This is a genomic window from Modestobacter sp. DSM 44400, from assembly GCF_900107175.1.
Classification (GTDB): domain Bacteria; phylum Actinomycetota; class Actinomycetes; order Mycobacteriales; family Geodermatophilaceae; genus Modestobacter.
The window spans coordinates 21,400-42,403 of the sequence record NZ_FNOZ01000036.1 but is presented as its reverse complement, the minus strand read 5'-3'; the positions used below and the strand labels follow the sequence as shown (position 1 = coordinate 42,403).

Below are 21,004 nucleotides of genomic sequence, written 5' to 3'. Positions count from 1 at the left end.
TCTTCACCCAGAAAATCACGCCGAGCGGGTGCTGGCCACCGTGCTCTACCAGCGCGGCCTCGGCACCCACGCAACCCTCGCCGAACTCTTCGACGTCAGCCGACGCACCGTCGGAGACGTCGTCCGCGAAGTCGGCCCGGTCCTCGCCCAGCACGGCTACACCGCCGCGCCCGCCGCTACCCGCCTCTCCACCGCGGCCGCCGTCCTGAACTCCCTTCCCGCCGGATACGCCCCAGCGGACACGCCGACAACTTGATTCTTTACGGGCTCTGTGGAGCTGGCAGCGTTGGATCACCGGATGGTCGAGTACGTCCACGACTGCCTTGCCCAGCGCCTTGGACCTGTCCAGCCCGACCAGCATCGGCCGGGTCACATCCAGGCCCCGCGCGAAGCCCGGTCAGCAGCTCGGTGACCAGAGTGGCGTTCTCCGTCGAACCCGCGACCAGCGCCAGCGGGTGCTTGGTGCCGGTCATGTCGACCCCGAGTGCCACGATGCAGCAGGTCTCCCCGAAGTGCACCCCGTCGATCATCGACGCGACCAGGTCGAGGGCGGACAAGTCCGCGGCGAGCAGCTCGGCCAGCGCAGTCTCGGTCAGGGACACGAACCGCCGCGACACCGCCGACTTCGACGTCGCCGTCGCGGTGGCGGTGACCTGTTCACCGACCGGTTCCAGCCCGACGGGGTAGCGGCGGGTCGACAACCCGGCCAGCATCCGCTCCACCGCCATCCGGCCCATCACCTCGGTAGCGGAGAACAGGTCGTAGGAGGCCACCGGCAGCTCACCCGAGCCGTCGACCGCTCGGACCCAGGGCCGGTCGACCGGCACCCGGCGACCACCCACAGACACCGACCCGCGCTCCCGGCCGTGCCGGACGGCCACCCGCTCGGGGTCGTGGACGCCCTTCGGGCCGGCCAGCGCGGCGACGTCGGCCTCTATCAACGCGCCCATTACCTGCAGCCCGGCACCCACCGCCAGAGCGAGCAGGCCTTCCTGCATCGACTCGGCGATCTCGGCCATCGCCACGCTCACCCGCTCGGGCACGGCCACACCCGGCCCGTCCGACGTTCCAGTCGTCGGCTTCTGGCTAAGCTTCTTCACAGCGGTCCCCTGTCTCGATGGTGTCTTGGCGGACGCCCAACTCCCACCTCACGGCAGGACCGGGCGGGGGACCGCCACCTCAAGTTCTACGAGACCCGGGACATCCTCCGGGCCTCAGCATCCTCGATGAGCGCAGTTCGGACTACGACGCCCGACTGAAGCTGCTCAACCGAATCCTGGAGGCTGCAGCGAGGTCGACGCTGAGGGAGGAGATCCCCGCGCTGGCGCGAGTCCTCGTCGACGGGCTGCAGGTCGAGGGGGACGTCGGCGAGGCGCTCGTCTTAGCGGCTGCGCTCGACCTCCTTGAGGAGCCCCACGTTGTTTTGCTGAAGCACCTGCGGATCCACGCCAAGCCCCCCGTGGAGCAGGTCGAGGTGATGATCTACGCCTATCTGTACGGCTGGCAGGTGGAGCACGTGGAACGGGTCCTGCCGCGCTTCGCCGGCATAGCGGACGGTCTGGTCGCGGTCCTCGCCGGGCAAGGTCTGCTCCGCGATGCTGGCCACATCAACTTCCCGGGTGCCGTTGGCCCTGCCGCCTGGGCCATCACGCCGCTGGGTGAGCGCTGCTTGTTCCTGCTCGGAGGCGGCCAGTCCGACCCAGGAACAGCTCCAGCCGCGTCCGCCGATGAGGCGTCCGGGGCCTGAAGCCAACCTGGCGCTCGCGCTCGCCGGCTGTACTGACCGGGGAGGAAAGGCGGGCGGCTAATGGACGGGTGGCCGCCGGTGCCGGTGTAGGGCCGAAAGGGGGCGCGGCCCGTGGGGGGAGGAGCACTGTCCCCGACGAGCGGTCCTCGCGTCTGACCTCATCCACATCGAGCCCTCGTGCCCATCGGGCAAAGCACCGGTGTCCGCGACAGCCCGGGGTCTCCGGGTCACGGGCGCGCCTCGCCGGCCGGATGCTTAGCAAGGCTTCGCAGTCCGCAAAAGTCCGCAAACCCCCGTTCGTGGCCATCGACAACAGGCGTTGCTCAACAGCTCGTACGGGCAGGTCAGGCAGCAGGTATGGCTGACTTTCGAGGTCCTGACCGAGGCCTGAAACCCCCGAGAAGGACACTGGCAGTGTGGGGGTCAGGGGTTCGAGTCCCCTCAGCTCCACCCTCTTGACCGGGCCGTTCTCCCATCGGGAGGGCGGCCTGAGTCGTTTCGAGACGGCTCGACCCTGCGGCAACGTGGAGGAGAGCGCCGCGGCGCCTGCTGGGGAGATTGGCAGCTGCCCCCTCGTGTCCGCAGCCCCCATGAACTGGGGAGTGACGTTCCCCGGTCAGCCATGGCGCTCTCGGACCTCCCGGCCTACGGTTCTCGTGGCTGGCGGTCCCGAGCGATCGCCACGCACCCACGCGAACGAGTGGGAGCAGCTGGCCGGTCACGAGGGGACGCCCGATGCCGCATGCACCGGCTCATTCGCGGGGCCGGCGCGTGCGGGGCCGTCACCTGAGCCGGTCGGCTGGCAGCACCCCCGGTCGGACCCTCGTCGCCGTCCTGGCGGCCGGGACCACCGCTGCGCTGCTCGCCTTCCTGCCGGCGGCGAGCGCCGTGCCCAGCGGCTCGGCTGCCCGGCCCCTCGCGGCACCCTCACCCGCCATCCTGTTCGCGGCCTCGAGCGGGACGTCGCACGGCACGCCGGCTGACCCGCCGGCCGCCGTCCTGCCCACCCAGCCGATGCCCGAGGCCTCCGCCGTCCGGGCGATCGCGGGTCCATCGGCCCAGGCAGGCGTGGCCTCCACACTCGCGGCCGGTGGCATCCCGTCGACCGCGCTCGACGCCTACACCCGGGCGGCTGCCGGCCCGACCGACTGCGGCATCGGCTGGCCGTTGATCGCCGCCATCGGGCGGGTGGAGTCCAACCACGGACGCTTCGGCGGAGCGGTCCTGCACACCGACGGCCTGTCGACGCCACCGGTCATCGGCGTTCCGCTGGACGGGTCCGGCACCGCGCTGATCCTGGACACCGATGGCGGGACGTTCGACCGGGATGCGGTCCACGACCGCGCCGTGGGCCCGATGCAGTTCATCCCGTCGACCTGGGCGCTCTACGGCGAGGACGGCAACGGCGACGGGCTCAGCGACCCGTTCAACATCTACGACGCGGCTGCGGCGACGGCGGAGTACCTGTGCGTCGCCGGCGGCGACCCGTCCTCCGAGGCGGGTCAGGCGCGCGCTGTGTTCGCGTACAACCACTCGGACAGCTACGTGGCGACCGTCCTCGGCCTCGCCGCCACATACGCCGGGACGCCGCCGCCGCGCCTTCCCACGCCGGTGGCGACGCCGACCCCGATTGCCGAGCAGGCTCCCGAGCTGAGCCCTGAGCCGACGTCGACTCCTGACCAGACGTCGACTCCCGACCAGACGCCGACGCCGACTCCGACCCCGGCCCTCACCCCTGAGCCGACGCCGACGCCGACGCCGACGCCGACTCCTGACCCGACGCCGACCCCGACCCCGACCCCGACCCCGACCCCTGAGCCGACCCCGACTCCTGAGCCGTCACCGACTCCTGCCCCCACCTCCTGCGGCAGCGAGTCCGAGCCGGTCGACGCTCTGACCGTGGACGTCGTGAACGGCACGGCGGACCACGCGGTGGCCGACGAGGTGGCGCAGCACCTGGCGGACGGCGGGCTCACCGTCGGCACGGTCACCGACACGACCGAGGCCACCACGTCCGGCATCGAGTACGCCGGCACCGAGCGGGCCCGGGCGAAGGTGCTGGCCAAGGCCCTCGACGCGGTCGACCTGCTGCGCCGCGGCACCGGTCCGCACGTCACCGTCGTCCTCGGCACGACGGACGGCGACGTCCTGCTCGAGGCGCTTCGGCACTTCACCGGCCTGCCGTGCGACGGCGCCCCAACCGACGCGGGCACGCCGACCCCCACCCCCTGACCGGTCACGCGCCCGGCGCATCGCCCGCGCCGGCCCAGTCGATCCGCCCGGCCATCACCCGCAGCCGGACGCCGAACTCCGGGTTCACCGCCGACGCCCACGCCACCCGGCCCAGCACGTGGTCGCGGAAGCTCGCGGGATCGCGGTCGCGGACCTGCGTCCGCACCCGTGGACAGCGCAGTGGTGCAGCAGCGCGCGCAGGGCGTCCCGCTCCGGCCGCGGCAGCTTGGGCCCGGCGTTGACCACCGTGCCCAGCACGGCCTGCCGGCGGGCCGCAGCAGTGGTGCGGGTCTTGGCCGGGTTGGCCCGGAACCCCTCGTCGGTCACCACCTGGGTGACCACCTCCGCCAGCCGCCCGCCGCGCAGCGTCGGGTTCCCGCTGAAGGTGAGGTCGTCGACGTAGCGGGTGTAGGTCGCCCCGAACGCCGCGGCCAGGCCGGCCAGCCGGCGGTCCAGGCGGAAGCAGACCAGGTTGGCCAGCGCCGGGGACGTCGGTGCACCCTGCGGGAGGTGCGGAACGGCGAGCCGCTCTCCGAGCCGGCGGTGCCGCTCCCGGGCCGCGTGCTCCCGCGGCACCGGGACCCGCCGCCACACGGCGAGCGGCAGCACAGTGGTCACCAGCCCGGTGACCGTGTGTGCCACCGGCTCCGGAAGCCCGGCCGTGCCCTGAAGCCACCCGTGCACGCGACCGGCCGGAATGCTGGCGAAGAAGGACTCCAGGTCCATCTGCAGGACGACGGTCGACCCGGCGTGCGGGGTCACCGCAGTCCGCACCGACCGGCCGGGCACGCACCCGTGCGCCGCGTCGTGCACCGGCAGGGGGTTCGAGCACGTGCCGCAGCAAGCGCCGCTGGGCCTCTTTCAGCCGGGGCTTGGGCGCGGCCAGCAGCCGGACGCCGCCGCGGCGCTCCACCGCCGTCCACCGGTAGTGCCGCAGCGCCTTCCCGGCGGTGCGCTCCAGCCCGCGGGCGTCGGCGAACCAGGCCAGCTCGCCCTGGTCGACGCTCAACAGGCGGGCCAGGGCCGCGAGGTCGGGCAGGTCGGCGCGGTCCCTGCGGCGCCGGACGCCGGCCGTGGCCACCGGTTGCCAGCGCACCACCTGCGGCGGAACGTCGGCGGCGTGCCCGCGCTCCCACCCCTGCGTGGTGCGCAGGAAGAACTGAGGGATCCGCCGCTGCGTGCGCGGAGCGCGCCGGCCGGCGGGTGACGAGATGTTCAGCTATCACTGGACGCCCCGGGGTTGCCCCGGAGGAACCGGCTCACACCGGTTGTCCTGCCCTCCCCGTCGTGCACGCCCCCACCGTAGGGGCAGGTCAGCGGCCCGGCGGGATTCCCTCCACCTCGTCGGCCCAGGCGTCGTGCTCGTGCCGGGCCCAGCGCCGCGACACGGTGCCGGTCCGCAGGCTGCGCATCGCGATCGGGTCGCGCAGCGCGAAGCTGACATGCCCAACGACGAGCAGGCCCACGGCGAGGGAGAACCAGTCGTGCATCAAGGTGGCGCCGGTGCGCCACGCGTCGCTGGTCAGCCCGGTGTTGTACATGACCACCCCGGTGAGCAGCAGGACGGCGATGGCCCCGGTGCTCAGCGCACCGTTGAGCTTCTGGCCGGCGTTGAACTTGCCGACCGGGATGAGCCCGTCGCGGCGCGAGCGCGACCGCAGCCACCGCCAGTCGTGCGGCGTGAAGCGGTTGAGCCGGCGCAGGTCGCCGCGGTAGCTGCCCGACACCAGGCCGGCGAGCAGCGGCACCGGGAGCGCGTAGCCGCTCCAGACGTGCACCTGCTCGACCACCGGGCGGTGCCCGACCAGCACCTGCAGCGAGCCGTTGTAGAGCACCGCCGCGGTGGCGATGCACACGAGCATGAGGACGCCGGTCAGCCCGTGCACCCAGCGCACCGGACGGCTGAACCGCGCAAGCTCCGCCTCCAGCGGGGCCGGCTCAGCTGGTCGGGTCATCACTGCGCCCGTTCGAGGCGCCGACCCAGCCGTCGACCTCGTAGCCCTGCTCCTCCCAGTAGCCGGGCACGACCTGCTGGGTGAGCTCGATCCCGGACAGCCACTTGAGGCTCTTGTAGCCGTACATCGGCGCCACGTAGAGCCGCACCGGCCCGCCGTGATCGTGGGTCACCGGCGCACCCAGCATCTGCAGCGCCACCAGTACGTCCGGTCGGCGGGCCTGCTCCAGCGTCAGGCTCTCGGTGTAGGCGCCGTCGAACGACGTCAGCCGGACGGCGTCCGCGTCCCGGGTCGGGCCGGCCAGATCCAGCAGGTGCGCGAGCTGGACGCCGACCCAGGGCACCTCGGGCACCCGCCACCCGGTCACGCACTGGAAGTCGCGCACCAGGCTGGTCTGCGGCATCGCCTGCAGGTCGGCCAGCGTGTGCTGGCCGGGTCGCTCCACCAGCCCGCTCACGGCGAGCTGGTAGTCGCGCGGGCCGGGCTCGTCCACGCCGCCGGTCACCGAGTAGTAGCGGAAAGTGTCCCCGGACGGGATCAAGCCGGCCAGGCCGGTGGGGTCGCGGAGCTCGACCGGGCCCAGGACCGTGCCGAGCCCGTCCTGCAACGCCGTCCCGGTCACGATGCCGAGCGCCCCGAGCCCGAGCAGCCCCAGCACGATGCGCCGGCCAACGGGAGCGCCTTCCGGGCGGTCGGGCGTGTCGGCGGGCATGACACCACGGTAGGCGCGTCGGGGTCGGGTTTCGAGGAAGCGGTGTTCCAGTTCGGCGAAGAACGCCGTGGAGAGCACGCGCGACCCTGCGTCGCAGGGACCCGCCGACCGCGTCAGCCCTGCGGCGAGCTGATCTTCTCGGCCCTCGATGGTCACGATCAGCCGGGTCTGGTCGCGGCCGCCGTACCAGGCGTAGGGGCCGCCGGTGTACATCTGCGCCAGATCGGAGTCGACCCAGGTCCGGGTCATCTGCGGCGCACCGTCGTATGAGGGTTGCCAAGAAGCACGGGCTGGGCTTGTACAGCAGGTCGAGCAGGCCGGCGGGCAGGTCAACGGGGTGAGGCGGTCGTGATCCGGTTGATGAACCCGTGCCGGGCCTGCGCGTACTCGTGGACGTCGACGGTCACCCCGGCCGCGGCGGCCGCCTCGGTCAGCTTGCCGGCCGCGCCGCGCAGGCCCTTGTCCCGCCCGCCGAAACTGCCCACGATCGGGCACGCGCCGCCCAGCACCTCGTCCAGGTTCTTCGGCAGGATCCCGTAGTTGACGCTGGAGGCCGACCAGCCGGGCTGCCCGGCCAGCACCAGGGCGAACCCGCCGCCCATGCCGTAGCCGATCGCGCCGACCGTGCCGGTGCACGACGGATCGGCGGCCACCGCCGCCCGGACGGCGTCGACCTGGTCGAATACCGGCCCTCCTGTGCGGTGAGCTGGGTGAACGTGCTCTTCAAGCAGCGCACCATGCCCTTGCCCTGGTAGAGGTCGGGCACGGCGACCAGGTAGCCCGCGGCGGCCAGCCAGTCGGCCTGTTCGCGCATGTCGTCGCTGAGCCCGAAGGCGTCGTGCCCCAGCACGATCCCGGGCCACGGTCCCGGCCGGTCGGAGGTGGCCACCGGGACGGCGACGTAGCCGTTGCGCCCGGCGAAGCTGGCGGTGCTGGGTGCGGTCACCGTCGAATCTGTTCACGGACGATCGACCGCGGCAACCGAGACGCTGTGTCGCCGATTCCGCAGCAGTGGCCATTCTGTGGAAGGGGGGACGCGGGTCAGCCGGTCCGGGCCTGGTCGGCGAGCACTTCGTCGACCACGTGCCGGGAGGTCGCGGCGATCACTGGGTTGGTGTCCCGGTAGTACGGCAGGGCGACCAGCGCCACCGACAGCGCCCAGCCGCGGCCGGGAACAGGTTCCAGGCCGGCAGCAGGTCGACGGCGGGGTCACCGATGGTCAGGGCGCCGAAGTCGATGACGGCGCTGAGCCGGCCGCCGGTCAGCAGCAGGTTGCCCGGGGCCAGGTCGCCGTGCACCCAGACGGGCGCGCCGTCCCAGGCCGGTGCGCACAGCGCGTCCTCCCAGGCCGCGGTGACCGCCGCGGTGTCGACGCTGCCGGCGAGGGCCGCGATCGAGCTGCGGGTGAGGTCGTCGCGGGTGGCCAGCGGTACGCCGCGCCCGGGCGGCAGGGCCGGCGCCGGGTCGCACACCTCGACCCGGTGCAGCGCGGTGACGAAGCCGGCGAGGTCGGTCGCCAGGACGCCGAGGTCCCCGACGCGGTCGGCAGCCGCCTCCGCCCCGTCGAGCCACCGGACCACCGACCAGGCCCACGGGTACCCCTCGCCGGGTGCCCCCTGGGCCAGCGGCACGGGCACGGGCAGCGGCAGGTGCGGGGCGAGGCGGAGGAGCCAGCGCTGCTCCTTGCCGACGTCCGCGACGGCCCAGCCGATCCGGGGCAGCCGCACCGCCAGGTCCGAGCCCAGCCGGTACAGCGCGTTGTCCGTCCCGGCCGAAGGGACCGCGGTGACCTCGAGGCCGGTCCACTGCGGGAACTGGGCCGCGAGCAGCCGGCGCACGAGCGCCGCGTCGGTCAGCACCTCGTCGGCGTGCATCCGCATGGTGTCCTGTCTTCCTGTCCCGGCCGGAGGGGTGATCAGAGCGCGCGCAGGCCGGCGGTGTCCATGCCTTTACCGCGCCGGACGCCGTGGCGAGGTGTGTGCGCGCGCCTGGCCGAAAAGGAGGTGGCCGTGCAGACAGCGACCTTCGACTTCACCGGTTCCGTCGTCCTCGTCACCGGCGGAGGGAGCGGGATCGGGCTGGCGATCTCCCGCGCGTTCCTGGACGCCGGCGCCACCGTGGCGATCAGCGGACGTCACCGGGAACGACTCGAGCAGGCACTCGAGGGCCACCCGGCCGAACGGGCCGCCGCGTTGCCGGCCGACGTGTCCGACGGCGCGCAGGTCGCCGGGCTGGTGGCCGATGTCGTCAAACGGTTCGGCCGGCTGGACGTCGTGATCAGCAATGCCGCCGGCTACGAGGCTGGCCCGGTCACCGAGCTCGCCGACGATGCATGGGAGCGGCTGCGCGCGACCAACGTCGACGCCTTCTTCCACCTGGTCAAGGCCGCGCTGCCGCACCTGGCGGCCCCCGGGGGCGACCTCGTCGCCGTCTCCTCCGTCTCCGGCGACCGTGGCGACTGGGGGCAGGCCGCCTACAACGCCATCAAGGCCGCGATCAGCAACTTCGTCCGTGCCCTGGCGCTGGACTGGGGGAGTGCGGGGGTGCGGCTCAACGCCGTCGCGCCGGCGTTCACGCTCACCGAGTTGACCGAGGGCGTCGGCCGGGACGACGCGTCGTTGGCACCCTTCGTCGACCGCATCGCCCTGGGCCGGCCCGGCGAGCCCGAGGACGTCGCCCCCGCCGTGCTGTTCCTGGCCAGCGATGCCCCGCCCTACGTGACCGGCGTTGTGCTGCCGGTCGACGGCGGGACCAGCGCCTCGACCGGTCAGCCGCACGTCTGACCCCGGTGCAGGTCTTCCCATGCGTTGTGCGATAACCGTGCCGTGACCGCGAGCCCGGCCGACGCCGCATGAGCACCCCGTCCCCGACGTCCAAGGTGGCGCTGCCGCCCGAGGGAGCCGCCGTCGACAAGGGCCTCAAGCCCGGCGCGATCGGCCTGCTGTCCGCCATCGTGCTGGCTGTCTCCTCGACCGCCCCGGCCTATGCGCTGGCCGCCACGCTGGGCTTCGTGGTCATCGCCGTCGGCGTCAAGGCGCCGGCGATTCTGCTGCTCGCGTTCATCCCGATGTGGCTGATCGCGGTGGCCTACAAGGAGCTGAACCGCCGCGAGCCCGACTGCGGCACCACGTTCACCTGGGCAGCCCGGGCGTTCGGACCGCGGACCGGGTGGATGGGCGGCTGGGGCATCATCGCCGCCGACGTCATCGTGATGGCCAACCTCGCCCAGGTCGCCGGCTCCTACGGCTACCGGCTGCTCGGGCTCGACGGCCTGGCTGACAGCGCCTTCTGGACGACGGTGGCCGGGGTCGGCTGGATCGCCCTGATGACCTGGATCTGCTACCGCGGGATCGAGCCGACCGCGCGCCTGCAGAACGTACTGCTGGCGGTGGAGGTCGTCGTCCTGGTGGTGTTCGCGGGCTACGCGCTGGTCAAGGTCTACGGCGGCAGCGCGCCGGCCGGCTCGCTGACCCCGTCGCTGTCCTGGCTGTGGCCCTCGGGCCTGGACTGGGCCTCGCTCACCGAGGCGATGCTGCTGGCGATCTTCATCTACTGGGGCTGGGACTCGGCGCTGGCGGTCAACGAGGAGACCAGGGACCCGGCGCGGTCGCCCGGCCGCGCGGCGGTCATCTCCACGGTGCTGCTGGTGGGCATATACGTGGTGGTGTCGATCGCAACCGTGGCCTTTGCCGGGGTCGGCGCCGAGGGGACCGGGCTGGGCAACGAGGCCAACGCCGAGGACGTGTTCGCCGCGCTCGGCGCGACGGTGTTCGGCGACGACGTCGTCGGCCGGGTCCTTCAGGCGCTGCTGATCCTGTCGGTGCTGACGTCGTCGGCGGCCAGTACGCAGACCACGATCCTGCCCACCGCGCGCGGGACGCTGGCGATGGGGACCTACCAGGCGCTGCCGTCGTCCTTCGCCCGGATCCACCCGCGGTACCTGACGCCGTCGGTGTCCACGATCTGGATGGGGATCGTGTCGATCGCCTTCTACGTGGGGCTCACCCTCGTCAGCGACAACGTGCTGCAGGACTCCGTCGTGGCCACCGGCATGCTCATCGCGTTCTACTACGGGCTGACCGGGTTCGCCTGCGCCTGGCAGTTCCGGCGTGGCCAGCGGACGGCGCGGGACGTGCTCATGCGCGTCGTCCTCCCGCTGCTCGGCGGCCTGTTCATGCTGCTGATCTTCGTGCTGGCCTGCGTCGAGTTCGCCGATCCGGAGTACGGCGAGACCGTGGTGTTCGGGGTGGGCGGGGTGTTCGTCATCGGCATCGGTGCGCTGCTGCTCGGGGTGGTGCTGATGGCGGTCTGGAACGTCGTCGCGCCGGCGTTCTTCCGCAACGAGACGATGCTGCCCGGGTCGGGCGACCTGCTGCCCGACCCGGAGCGCCCCGCCACGCGGTGAGTGGCGCCATTCGCAGAAATGGCCATTTGCGTCAATTCTCTGTGTACGGACTCCAGTTCCGTCCTCCTTCTGCCGACCACTCCAGGACACGGATGAGAGGGGCCGGTCATGGAGACCTTCGCGTGCAGGGCAGTGGCACAGGCGGGGCTGGTCGCAGTGACGGCGTCACTGGACGACCACCCGGCGGCGCAGTTGCTGTTCGTGGCGGGGTGGCACACCACCGCCGTCGACCAGATGCTGCAGGCAGCGATGATGCGGGAGGTCGGCCCCGTCCTCGACGTCCTGCTCTGAACCCGGGCGGTCAGCCCCGGCCCGCGGGCAGGGGGCGGTGCCCCGTGCCCAGGTCCGCGTCGTCGGCCGCCAGCCGGCCGGCGTGCCAGCCCGTCGCGTCCACCACGCGGCCGGCGCGCTGCGCCAACCGCGGGAACAGCTCGCCGACCGCGCGCTCGACGGCGCGCTCCCGCTCGGCGAGCACCGGCAGCAGTGCGCTGCCGTACGCCGCCGTCGCGTCGGCGGTCGCCTGGTCGCGGGCCTCGGCCAGCCGCTCGCCGATCCGCTGCGCGAAGGCGTAGAGGAAGCCGCGGCGGTAGGCCGTCGACCGCGTCCGGGATCCACCGCCGCGGGTGGCGGCGGTCATCGCCCGGTTGGCCTGCAGCAGCAGCGAGGTCACCAGGAGCTCCACCACGTCCAGGTCGTCGGCCAGCCCGACGAGGGTGGCCATGCCCAACGCCGGGACGAGGACGACGCGGACCCCGTTCGCCGACCCCACCGCCTGCACCATCGCGGCCTTCGCGTCGACGTGCGGGTCCTCCAGGTGCAGCCGCCGCGCGGTGACCGATGACCGGGCCGCCGCCCCCGGCCGCTGCGCCAGCACGGCCGCGTCGATCGCGTGCCGTGCCATCAATGACTGGGCCTTCGCCGTCAGCGCGTCGGCCTCCTCCTCGAAGTCGGTCGACTCGGCCTTGGCCAGCAACGCCCGGATCCGGCCGAGCAGCTTCGGGTCCGCCCCGGTGACCGCGTCCAGGTCGACCCGCAGGCCCACCGACCACGCCGCCGGTGGCGGCAGCAGCATCTCCAGCGACGGGAGGGTGCGCACCTGCCCGATCACCCGCAGCACGTCCCGCCAGGCGTCGGCCGCGTCGACCCGCTCGCCGCGCCACCAGTCGGCGACCGACGTGGCCGACGTGGGCACCGCGTCGAGCTGGGCGACCCAGGCCGCCGGCGCGCGGTCGGCAGCACCGCTGGCAAGTGCATCGGCCCGGAGGACGGCGCCGATCAGCCGGGCGCCCCGCTGGCTGGTGCGCCGCCGGACCACGTGGACCACGTCGGCCGGCTGCCAGCCCGCCGCCCACAGGTGGGGGAGCAGGGTGGTCAGCGTCCGCTGCGCGTGGCCGTCGCTGTCGACGTCGGGGTCGAGCCGGGTCAGCCGGCGGACCAGCGGGTCGAGCTCCGAGGCGAGCACCCCGGGCTGACCGGCGATCCGGGCGCCCGCGATGAGCAGCAGCGGGAGCGGGTCGTCGGCCATGCAGTCCTCCTCGTCCGGGGACCCGGGTCGGCAGGTCGCCGGTGGGTCACCCCGTCATCGTGTCCGTGGCGGCGCCCGTTCAGTGCCGCCGCCGCGCAGCTGTGGACACCACCCTGCGCTGTGGACGGCGGTCGGCGGGGTCAGGCGCGCGGGTGCGCCGGACGACGTCGTTCGGCTGGAGTCCCGCGGGCAGTGACCTCATGTCGACGTGTCGACACGGCGACATGTGGCTACGTCTACCCGCATGGCTGACCTCGCGACGCGCGCCCGCACCCTCCTGGACCTGCACACCGCCCCGGAGATCCTCACCCTGGCCAACGTCTGGGACGTCGTGTCCGCCACGGTCGTCGCGGGCACGCCCGGGGTCCGCGCGCTGGCCACCGCAAGCCACTCGATCGCGGCCACCTTCGGCTACGAGGACGGCGAGCACATCCCGCTGAAGCTGCACCTGGGGATGGTCGAGCGGATCGTGAAGGCGGTCGACGTCCCGGTGACGATGGACTTCGAGGCCGGCTACGGCGACGCGGGGGAGACCGCGCGCCGGGCCATCGCGGCCGGCGTCGTCGGCGGCAACCTCGAGGACCAGCTCAAGCCCCTCGACGACGCGGTCGCCGCGGTAGAGGCCGTGCTGCGGGCCGGCCGCGACGCCGGCATCGACTTCGTCCTCAACGCGCGCACCGACGCCTTCGTGAAGGCCGGCCCGGACGCCGACCGCGGCGAGGTGCTCACCGAGGCGACCCGCAGGGGCAGGGCGTACCTGGAGGCCGGCGCGCCGGTGGTCTTCGTGCCCGGCGTGGTCACCCGCGAGGAGATCGCCGCGCTGGTCGACGCGCTCGGGCCGAACAAGCTCACGGTGATCAGCGTGCCGGGCGCCTCCCTGCCCGCGCGGGAACTGCAGGCGCTGGGTGTCGCACGGGTCTCGACCGGCCCGTTCACCCAGCGGGTGGCGCTGACCGCGCTGCAGGATGCCACGGCGGGGTTCGTCGCCGGCGGGACGCTTCCGGAGAGCACGCGCACCCTCAACTGAGTGGACACCGACTGGGACCACAACTCCTGGTACCACCGGCTGCTGGTGCGGCAGATGCCACTGGGTGCCCGGCGCGTGTTGGACGTGGGCTGCGGTGGCGGTGCGCTGGCTCGGGAACTTTCGCAGCGGGTCGACCGGGTCGACGCCGTCGACCGGGACCCGCAGATGGTGGCGCTGGCCCGTCGCGGGGCGCTGGGGAACCTCACGGTGATCGAGGGTGACGCGCTCACGGTCGACCTCCCGGCCGGTGGGTACGACGCCGTCCTAAGCCTGAGCTCGCTCCACCACCTGCCGTTGCTCCCGGCGCTGGAACGGATGGCGGGCTGGCTGCGCCCCAGCGGGGTGCTGGCCGCGGTCGCGCTGCCGCGGACGGACCTCCCGTCGATGTCCCGGTGGAGCTCGCGGCCGTGATCGGGCAGCGGGCCCTGGGGACGGCGTTCGCGGCCGGCCGCGCGCTCACCGGACGGCCACTATTCGCCCGAGCGCCCGAGCGCCCGAGCGCCCGAGCGGCATCCGGAGCTGACCACCCGCCAGGTCCGGGCGGCCGCCTCTGCCGTGCTCCCTGGCGTCCGCGTCCGCCGGCTGGTGTTCTGGCGCTACCTGCTCACCTGGACCCGACCGCTCATCGAGTGACACGTCAGCGTGGAACAGGGGTCGGTCGGTCCGCGCTCAGGTGTCACTCGGCACAGGCGAGCTGGGCGACCCTGGGTGGCTGGCGCCACGGATGAGGCGCAGCATCGGGAAGGGACGCCGACGACAGAGAGAAGGCACCGCCGCCATGACCTCCGACCTGCTCCTGCCGGCCGACTTCTTCGGGTACCAGTCCCTGTTGCCCGAGCACGAGCAGAAGGAACTGCTCGCCCTGCGCGAGTTCCTCGACACCGAGGTCAAGCCGCGGGTGAACGCGGCCTGGGCCGCGGCCGAGTTCCCGATGGACCTCATCCCGCGCTTCGCCGAGGCGGACATCGTCGGCCGCCCCTACGACTGGGACGGCCGTCCGCGCGCCTCCCGGCTGTTCACCGGCTTCCAGGCCATGGAGCTCTCCCGCGTCGACCCCTCGATGGCCACCTTCATCGGCGTGCACAACGGCCTGGCGATGGGCTCGATCATGGTGCTCGGCTCGGAGGAGCAGCGGCAGCGCTGGATCCCGTCGATGATGCGACTGGAGACCATCGGCGCGTTCGGCCTGACCGAGCCCGAGGGCGGTTCGGACGTCGCCCGCGGCATGCGCACCACGGCCCGTCGGGACGGCGATTCCTGGGTGCTCGACGGCGCCAAGCGCTGGATCGGCAACGGCACCTTCGCCGACGTCGTCGTGGTCTTCGCCCGCGATGTCGCCGACGATCAGGTCAAGACCTTCGTCGTGGAGAAGGGGACGTCGGGTTTCACCGCCACCAAGATCGAGGACAAGTTCTCGCTGCGCACGGTGCAGAACGCCGACCTCACCTTCACGGAGTGCCGCATCCCCGCGGAGAACAAGCTCGAGGACGGCAACTCCTTCAAGGACGTCAACAAGGTGCTGAAGGTGACCCGCGGTGGCGTCGCCTGGAGCGGCGTCGGCTGCCAGCTGGGCGCCTACGAGGTGGCGCTGGCCTATGCCAAGGAGCGACAGCAGTTCGGCAAGCCGATCGGCAGCTTCCAGCTGGTCCAGGACCTGCTGGCCCGGATGCTGGGCAACGTGACCGCCAGCCTGGGCATGACGGTGCGGGTGTCCCAGCTCCAGGAGGACGACGCGCTGCGCGACGACCAGGCGTCGCTGGCCAAGAGCTACGTGACCAGCCGGGGCCGTGAGACGGTCGCCTGGGCCCGCGAGCTGTTCGGCGGCAACGGCATCGTGCTCGACCACGACGTCGTCCGGTTCTTCGCCGACGCGGAGGCGCTGTACTCCTACGAGGGCACCCGGCAGATGAACACCCTCATCGTCGGCCGGTCCGTCACCGGGATGAGCGCCTTCGTCTGAGCCGCACGGCCGACGCACAGTCCGGTCTCCCCGCCGGCTCAGTGGGGCGGCCGACGCCGGTCGCATGACGACGCACACCCCCGCCGGCCACGACCATGCACCCGAGCCACACGCCCCCGACGGCGGCTGCTGATCGACCTGCCGAAGCCGATGGACCGGCGGCGGGCGCTGATGTTCCTGGGCGGGGCCGGGCTGGCCGCCCTGGCCGGCTGCGCCGAGAGCACGTCGGCGACGGCATCGGCGACGTCCAGCCCGCCGCCGCCAGCGCTGCGGGGACGACGGCCGCCGCGGCGACCGTCGTGGCGAAGATCCCGGAGGAGACCGCCGGCCCCTACCCCGGCGATGGCTCCAACGGGCCGAACGTGCTCACCGAGAGCGGCATCGTGCGCAGCGACATCCGTTCCAGCTTCGGCAGCTCGACCACCACGGCCGAGGGCGTGCCGCTGACCATCCAGTCTCCCTGGTGGAGGCCGACGACGACACCCCGGTCGCGGGGGCGGCGGTCTACCTGTGGCACTGCAACCGCGACGGCGAGTACTTGATGTACAGCGACGACATCGCCGACGAGAACTACCTGCGCGGCGTCCAGGCCTCCGATGCCGCAGGGCGGGTCAGCTTCACCAGCATCTACCCGGCGCCCTACGCGGGCCGCCGGCCGCACGTTCGCTTCGAGGTCTACCGGAGCCTGGACGAGGCGACCGCCGCCGGTCGGGTGCTGGCCACCAGCCAGATCGCCCTGCCCGAGGACACGTGCGCCACCGTGTACGCGACCAGCGGCTACGAGCAGAGCGTCCGGAAACCTGGCGCAGTCCTCGCTCACCCGGAACAACGTGTTCGGCGACGACGGCGGCGTCTCCCAGCTGGCCACCAAGACCGGCGACGTCGCCGGCGGCTACACCGCCGCGCTCACCGTCGGTCTCTGACCTGCGGGGCGGCTCACCCGAACGGGGGAGCGGCCCCGGGCGTGGGGTGGAGGTCCCCGTCCCCGATGACGATCACCAGCACAGGACGCCGACGGGCGTCGCAGTGCAGTCGTCGTGGAGGAGGGACCGTGTCGGGTCAGTCCGTGCTCGTCGTCGAGGACACCGACGAGATCCGTGAACTGGTCGCGATGGTGCTCCGCCGCGCCGGGATGGACGTCCGTGAGGTCGCCTCCGGGGCCGCGTGCCTCGAGGAGGTCCGTCGGGACGCACCGGACGTCGTCGTGCTCGACCTCGGCCTGCCCGATGCCGACGGCACCGAGGTGTGCCGCCAGCTGCGCGCCGAGACCGACTGCTACGTCCTCATGCTCACCGCCCGCGCCGAGGAGGTCGACCTGCTCATCGGTCTGGCCGTCGGCGCGGACGGCTACATGGCCAAGCCGTTCTCCCCGCGTGAGCTCGTCGCCCGGGTGCAGACCATGCTCCGCCGTCCCCGCACCCCCGCGGCGCCCGGTGCCTCGGCCCTGGCCGAGGACTCGGTGCGCCGGCTGGCCGAGCTCGAGGTCGACCCGGACAGCCGCGAGGTGCGGGTGGGCGGCGCGGCCGTCGACCTGACCCGCACCGAGTTCGACCTGCTGTCCGCGCTGGTCTCCCGGCCGGGCCGGGTGCTCCAGCGGGAGACCCTGCTCCGCGAGGTCTGGCAGACCGACTGGGAGGGCAACCTCCGCCTGGTCGAGGCACACATGTCCAACCTCCGCCGCAAGCTCACCGCCGCCGGCCTGAACTCCCCGGAGATCCGCACGGTCCGTGGGGTCGGCTACCGCCTCGTCGCCTGATTCCCCGCCTGAACGCCCCAGTGCCCACCCCGTCTCCGGGGTGGGCACTGTGCGTTGCGGCGCGGGGAGCTCAGGCTGCCTGCCCCCACCGCCGGCCGGCGGCGGCCTGGGCGGCCAGCGTCAGCTCGGCCAGGCCGTCGAGCAGGTCGTGGGTCGAGATTTCGTGGTGGGCGTCCACGGCCTGTCGGGCCTGCTGGGCCATGACCCGGCGGAGGGCGAGGGCGCGGTCGTCGGTGGCGATGGCGGTCAGCACGGGACGGCTCCTGTCTTGGGTGATTCGGTGCTCCAGCCGTAGTCGGTGAGGGTCGTGACGGAGAACTGCAGAGCGGCCGGGTCGTAGGAGAACTTGTTCACCGTGACCGTCACGGCGGTCGTGGTAGCGGGGGTCTGACTGGTGGTGATGACCGTCCCGTTGCTCCGGTAGACGGTGACCCGGTAGCCAGAGGTCCGGGCGGTGGCACTGGCCCCCCACGTGAGCAGGATGTCCTGGGAGCGGGCGCTGCTGCAGGACACCATCCGTGCGGTGACGTTGCCCGGGGCGGCAACGGTGGCCGTGCTGACGTAGACAGGGGGCACGGTCAGGGTCTTGGTGAAGGCGGCGGATGCGGTACCGCCGATGCCCAGGCCGACGGCGAGGGTGACGGTGAGCACCACGAGGGTGCGGGCGAGGCGGTTCGTGCGTCGTAGCCCGGTCATCGTTGGTCGTCTTCGGTGCGGGTGGGGCGCCAGATGGAGAGGAGGAGCCAGCCGGCGAGGAGGGTGGGTGCGCCGTAGACGAGGGCGTGGCTGACCAGGGGGGTGCGGAGGGCCTGGATGAGGTTGCCCAGTTCGGGGACGACGGCGCGGACCTGCCAGGCGGTGTCGCCTTGGAGGACGGCCTGCCAGGGGTCGGGGGCGTCGTTGGCGTCGCCCTTGGTCTGCACGGTGACGGTGCCGTCGGGGTTGGCGGTGGCGGTGAGGATGCGGTGGCTGACCAGGCGGTGGTCGTCAACCGGAATGTGGTAGCTGATGATCATCCCGGGTTGTACGTCGGTGACCGGGAGGGACGTCACGACGGTGACGTCGCCGGGGTCGATGGCCGGGGCCATGCTGCCGGTGAGCATCGTCATGGTGCGGTAGTCCAGCAGGTGGGGTCCCACGGCGAGGGCGGCGAAGGCCGCGATCGCCAGGATGAGGACCAGTCGGACCGTCCAGCGGCCGAGCCCGGCGAGCGCCCGGTGCAGGGTCCGCGTCCCGGTGGCCGGGGTGTGGCCGGCGGGGGTGGAGTCCTGGTCGCGGCGGGGAATGGGGGCCCCGGGCACGGGGCGGGCGTGGGGTGCCAGCAGGGCGGTGATCATGGCGGGTCCTCTGGGGTCAGCAGGTGGGTGGCAGGGCCCGGATCAGCGGGCGGTGCCGCTGGCCTGGGTGCCGGAGAAGGTGATGGCCAGGGAGTTGGTCAGGCCCTGGAACTCGTTGCCCGCGGCAGCCGGCAGGGAGAGGGTGACGACCAGGTGGTCCACGCCGCCGGCGGTGACGCTGGCGGGGGTGGTGAGGCTGCCGTTGGTGACGACTGCGGGGCCGGTGTTGAGCATGGTCTTCTTGGTGCCGCTGCAGGTGTAGAGGGCTGCGCCGTTGGCGGCGGTGGTCTTGGTCCAGGTGACCGAGCAGGACTCGACGCCCAGCTTCAGGCCGTTGGTGGCGTCGGTGCTCAGCAGGTTGCTGGTCGAGGCGGTGGAGGCCAGGGACAGGCCGCTGAAGGCGGAGGTGCCGTCGTTGACCAGGTCGACCGAGCGGGCCAGGGAGTCGCCGGGGACGAAGTTGTTGGCGCTCATCGACAGGGCGGCGGTGTCGTTGGCCGGGGTGAGGGTGATCGACAGGGTGCCGGTGTTGACCGAGGCGTTGAGCGGGGCGGTGCTGTCGGTGAACGTGCCGAAGGTGCCCATGCCGGCGACGGCGGCTGCGGCGCCGACGATGCCCAGGGAGCCCAGGAGCTTGCGGGCGGTGCGGGTGCGGGTGGTGGCGGTGGCGGTCATGTCGTTCTCCTGAGTTCGGGCCTGGTCGGCGGGTCTTCCCGGCGACAAGGACGACTCTGGAGGGCCAACCGCAGGCTCCCCGCCAGCGATCCGCAAGAAAACCGCAAAGAACCAAGAACTTCCCCACAGACGCACGGCACCCCCTCCCGCAGACCCGGGAGAGGGTGCCGACAGCTCAGGTGGTGCCCCGGGGTCAGCCCGCCGGCAGGGTGATGGTGAAGGTGGTACCGGCGCCCTCGGCGCTGACCACGTCCAGCGAACCGCCGTGTGCGGTGGTGATCGCCTTGGTGATGGTCAGCCCGAGCCCGACCCCGGGGACGGCGTGGCGCCGCGCGGTCGAGGCGCGGAAGAAACTGGTGAACAGCTTCCCCTGCTCCCCGGTGGGGATGCCCATCCCGGTGTCGCTGACCGATACCAGGGCGACCCGCCGGGTACCCGCTCGCGGCAGTTCGGTCACCGTGCCCGCGTCGTCCTGCCAACCGTCGCGCAGGCGGAGGGTCACCGACCCACCGGCGGGGGTGAACTTGACCGCGTTGGACACCAGGTTGTCGCAGGCCTGGCCGAGTCGGAGGGCGTCGCCGCGGACCACGAGCTCACCGTCGGGCGCCGCGACGCGCACCGAGACGCCGCGGGCGTCGGCGGTCACCCGGGCGGTGTCCTCCGCGGCGCGGACAACGGCAACCAGGTCGACGTCGGCCGGCTGCAGGGTGAACCGGCCGGCGTCCACCTGGGCGGTGAACAGCAGGTCGCCGACCAGGCGGAGCAGCCGCTGGGCGTTGCGCTCCACGGTGCCCAGGTACTGCCGCTGGTCGGCGGTGAGCGGCTGCTCCTCGTCGTCCATCACGAGCTCGAGGTAGCCCAGGATCGAGCTCAGCGGCGTGCGCAGCTCGTGGGAGATCAGGCTGACGAACTGGTCCTTGAGCCGCTCGGCGGCGCGCGCCTCGGTCATGTCGGTGCCGACGAAATTCCAGCCGGCCTGCTCGCCGTCATCGTCGGTGCGCAGGGTGATCGCCACCGCCACGGTGAGCCGGCGGCCGTCGGCGGTCAGGTAGGTCCAGTCGCGGACGTCGCTGCCCTGGTCCCGGGCGACCTGCACGAGGGCGGCGAACCGGGCGGCGGCGTGGCCGTCGGACTCCGGGTCGGCCCGCGCGTCGAGCTCCTCCGGGGCGTGGAAGTCGGTGATGCTGCGGGCGCGGACGACGTCGGCCCGCGGCAGGCCGAGCATCCGCTCTGCGCCGGGGTTCCACACCCGGATCAGCCCGTCCCGGTCGGTGCCGATGATCGACTGCTCGGTGACCGCGTCGATGACGCTGGTCATCGTCTGGGCGCGCGCCCGCATCATCCGGGTCGCGACCTCCAGCTCCTCGGCGGTCGTCCGCCCCTGCGAGACGAGGTCCCGGCGCTGGAGTTCCAGTGCCTGCGCCATGGCCAGCTGACCGCGCAGCCGACGGGTCAGCTCGACCACGGCGATCAGGACGACGGAGGCGCCGGTGAACAGCATGCCGGTGCCTGCGGGCCGGGACGCGAGGACGGCGATGCCGGCGAGCGCCAGCACGCACAGCCCGACGGGGAACAGCCGGTGCGCGGGCTGGAGGACGGGGGAGTGGCGCGGCAGCGTCTGCTCGGCCGGGCGCTCCAGGATGGTGCTCATACCTCGCTCCGCTCGGAGGTTC

At 72.8% G+C, this 21,004-nt stretch carries 21 protein-coding genes and 3 pseudogenes; 11 read left to right on the top strand and 13 right to left on the bottom strand.

Features of this window, described 5'->3' with window-relative positions:
* Positions 1-256, top strand: a 256-nt coding sequence (locus BLW04_RS26920; protein WP_175484138.1) for a transposase family protein, incomplete at its 5' end; no start/stop codon positions are given.
* 6 nt (positions 257-262) lie between these two features.
* Here BLW04_RS26920 and BLW04_RS18535 read toward each other — a convergent pair.
* Positions 263-1,100, bottom strand: a pseudogene (locus BLW04_RS18535) (transposase); the annotation flags it as partial.
* A 17-nt stretch (positions 1,101-1,117) separates the two neighbouring features.
* Here BLW04_RS18535 and BLW04_RS26915 point away from each other — a divergent pair.
* Both BLW04_RS26915 and BLW04_RS26910 read left to right on the top strand, forming a co-directional pair.
* Positions 1,118-1,747, top strand: a complete 630-nt coding sequence (locus BLW04_RS26915) for a hypothetical protein (RefSeq protein ID WP_091544710.1) — start codon at positions 1,118-1,120, stop codon at positions 1,745-1,747.
* Positions 1,748-2,518: 771 nt separating this feature from the next.
* A complete protein-coding gene (locus tag BLW04_RS26910; protein WP_175484136.1) occupies positions 2,519-3,979 on the top strand; it encodes a lytic murein transglycosylase in 1,461 nt (486 codons plus the stop codon).
* Positions 3,980-4,063: 84 nt separating this feature from the next.
* Here BLW04_RS26910 and BLW04_RS18510 read toward each other — a convergent pair whose 3' ends face one another.
* The 6 genes and pseudogenes from BLW04_RS18510 to BLW04_RS18485 form a co-directional block, all read right to left on the bottom strand.
* On the bottom strand, positions 4,064-4,792 hold the full coding sequence (locus tag BLW04_RS18510; RefSeq protein ID WP_175484135.1) for a reverse transcriptase family protein: 729 nt from the start codon (positions 4,790-4,792) through the stop codon (positions 4,064-4,066).
* 500 nt (positions 4,793-5,292) lie between these two features.
* Complete coding sequence (locus BLW04_RS18505) at positions 5,293-5,934, bottom strand: cytochrome b/b6 domain-containing protein (RefSeq protein WP_091544703.1); 642 nt, start codon at positions 5,932-5,934, stop codon at positions 5,293-5,295.
* Positions 5,918-6,895 (bottom strand): molybdopterin-dependent oxidoreductase, encoded by a 978-nt coding sequence (locus BLW04_RS18500; RefSeq protein WP_254781775.1) that lies wholly within the window; start codon positions 6,893-6,895, stop codon positions 5,918-5,920. The genes BLW04_RS18505 and BLW04_RS18500 overlap by 17 nt, the downstream gene beginning before the upstream one ends.
* Before the next feature lie 80 nt (positions 6,896-6,975).
* Positions 6,976-7,377: a dienelactone hydrolase family protein gene (locus BLW04_RS29745; protein ID WP_371327803.1), complete on the bottom strand. Its 402-nt coding sequence runs from the start codon at positions 7,375-7,377 to the stop codon at positions 6,976-6,978.
* Positions 7,362-7,535 (bottom strand): annotated as a pseudogene (locus BLW04_RS29740) (dienelactone hydrolase family protein); the annotation flags it as partial. The gene BLW04_RS29745 and the pseudogene BLW04_RS29740, both read right to left, overlap by 16 nt.
* A gap of 214 nt (positions 7,536-7,749) precedes the next feature.
* Positions 7,750-8,520, bottom strand: a complete 771-nt coding sequence (locus BLW04_RS18485) for an aminoglycoside phosphotransferase family protein (protein ID WP_217631111.1) — start codon at positions 8,518-8,520, stop codon at positions 7,750-7,752.
* A 135-nt stretch (positions 8,521-8,655) separates the two neighbouring features.
* On the opposite strand from BLW04_RS18485, the gene BLW04_RS18480 reads away from it, so the two are divergent.
* The 3 genes from BLW04_RS18480 (at position 8,656) to BLW04_RS18470 (ending at position 11,342) form a co-directional block, all read left to right on the top strand.
* Positions 8,656-9,429, top strand: coding sequence for a meso-2,3-butanediol dehydrogenase (locus tag BLW04_RS18480; protein ID WP_091544726.1), 774 nt, complete (start codon positions 8,656-8,658; stop codon positions 9,427-9,429).
* A 68-nt stretch (positions 9,430-9,497) separates the two neighbouring features.
* The gene (locus BLW04_RS18475) at positions 9,498-11,051 is read left to right on the top strand and encodes an APC family permease (RefSeq protein ID WP_091544696.1); all 1,554 of its coding nucleotides are present in this window, start codon (positions 9,498-9,500) and stop codon (positions 11,049-11,051) included.
* 108 nt (positions 11,052-11,159) lie between these two features.
* Complete coding sequence (locus tag BLW04_RS18470) at positions 11,160-11,342, top strand: hypothetical protein (protein WP_091544694.1); 183 nt, start codon at positions 11,160-11,162, stop codon at positions 11,340-11,342.
* Positions 11,343-11,352: 10 nt separating this feature from the next.
* On the opposite strand, the gene BLW04_RS18465 is transcribed toward BLW04_RS18470, so the two are convergent.
* Complete coding sequence (locus BLW04_RS18465) at positions 11,353-12,576, bottom strand: DUF2786 domain-containing protein (RefSeq protein ID WP_091544690.1); 1,224 nt, start codon at positions 12,574-12,576, stop codon at positions 11,353-11,355.
* A 244-nt stretch (positions 12,577-12,820) separates the two neighbouring features.
* On the opposite strand from BLW04_RS18465, the gene BLW04_RS18460 reads away from it, so the two are divergent.
* The 5 genes and pseudogenes from BLW04_RS18460 to BLW04_RS28660 all read left to right on the top strand — a co-directional run bounded on the left by BLW04_RS18460 (position 12,821) and on the right by BLW04_RS28660 (position 17,319).
* Positions 12,821-13,603, top strand: a complete 783-nt coding sequence (locus tag BLW04_RS18460; RefSeq protein WP_091544686.1) for an isocitrate lyase/PEP mutase family protein — start codon at positions 12,821-12,823, stop codon at positions 13,601-13,603.
* Positions 13,604-14,014 (top strand): class I SAM-dependent methyltransferase, encoded by a 411-nt coding sequence (locus BLW04_RS27655; RefSeq protein WP_217631110.1) that lies wholly within the window; start codon positions 13,604-13,606, stop codon positions 14,012-14,014. It begins immediately after the preceding gene.
* A 367-nt stretch (positions 14,015-14,381) separates the two neighbouring features.
* On the top strand, positions 14,382-15,563 hold the full coding sequence (locus tag BLW04_RS18450) for an acyl-CoA dehydrogenase family protein (RefSeq protein ID WP_091544683.1): 1,182 nt from the start codon (positions 14,382-14,384) through the stop codon (positions 15,561-15,563).
* Between the two features lie 463 nt (positions 15,564-16,026).
* Positions 16,027-16,203, top strand: a pseudogene (locus BLW04_RS29735) (3,4-dioxygenase subunit beta); the annotation flags it as partial.
* Positions 16,204-16,614: 411 nt separating this feature from the next.
* Entirely contained in the window at positions 16,615-17,319 is a 705-nt protein-coding gene (locus BLW04_RS28660; RefSeq protein ID WP_091544678.1) for a response regulator transcription factor, read from the top strand.
* A 70-nt stretch (positions 17,320-17,389) separates the two neighbouring features.
* Here the strand turns inward: BLW04_RS28660 and BLW04_RS18435 are convergent, their stop codons facing one another.
* The 5 genes from BLW04_RS18435 to BLW04_RS18415 form a co-directional block, all read right to left on the bottom strand.
* Complete coding sequence (locus tag BLW04_RS18435; protein ID WP_091544675.1) at positions 17,390-17,572, bottom strand: hypothetical protein; 183 nt, start codon at positions 17,570-17,572, stop codon at positions 17,390-17,392.
* A complete protein-coding gene (locus BLW04_RS18430) occupies positions 17,566-18,015 on the bottom strand; it encodes a hypothetical protein (RefSeq protein ID WP_091544672.1) in 450 nt (149 codons plus the stop codon). Before BLW04_RS18430 ends, BLW04_RS18435 begins: the two co-directional genes overlap by 7 nt.
* Positions 18,012-18,656, bottom strand: a complete 645-nt coding sequence (locus BLW04_RS18425; protein WP_091544670.1) for a signal peptidase I — start codon at positions 18,654-18,656, stop codon at positions 18,012-18,014. Before BLW04_RS18425 ends, BLW04_RS18430 begins: the two co-directional genes overlap by 4 nt.
* 42 nt (positions 18,657-18,698) lie before the next feature.
* Complete coding sequence (locus BLW04_RS18420) at positions 18,699-19,331, bottom strand: TasA family protein (RefSeq protein ID WP_091544667.1); 633 nt, start codon at positions 19,329-19,331, stop codon at positions 18,699-18,701.
* 193 nt (positions 19,332-19,524) lie between these two features.
* Positions 19,525-20,982, bottom strand: coding sequence for a sensor histidine kinase (locus tag BLW04_RS18415; RefSeq protein WP_091544663.1), 1,458 nt, complete (start codon positions 20,980-20,982; stop codon positions 19,525-19,527).
* Positions 20,983-21,004: the final 22 nt, after the last annotated feature.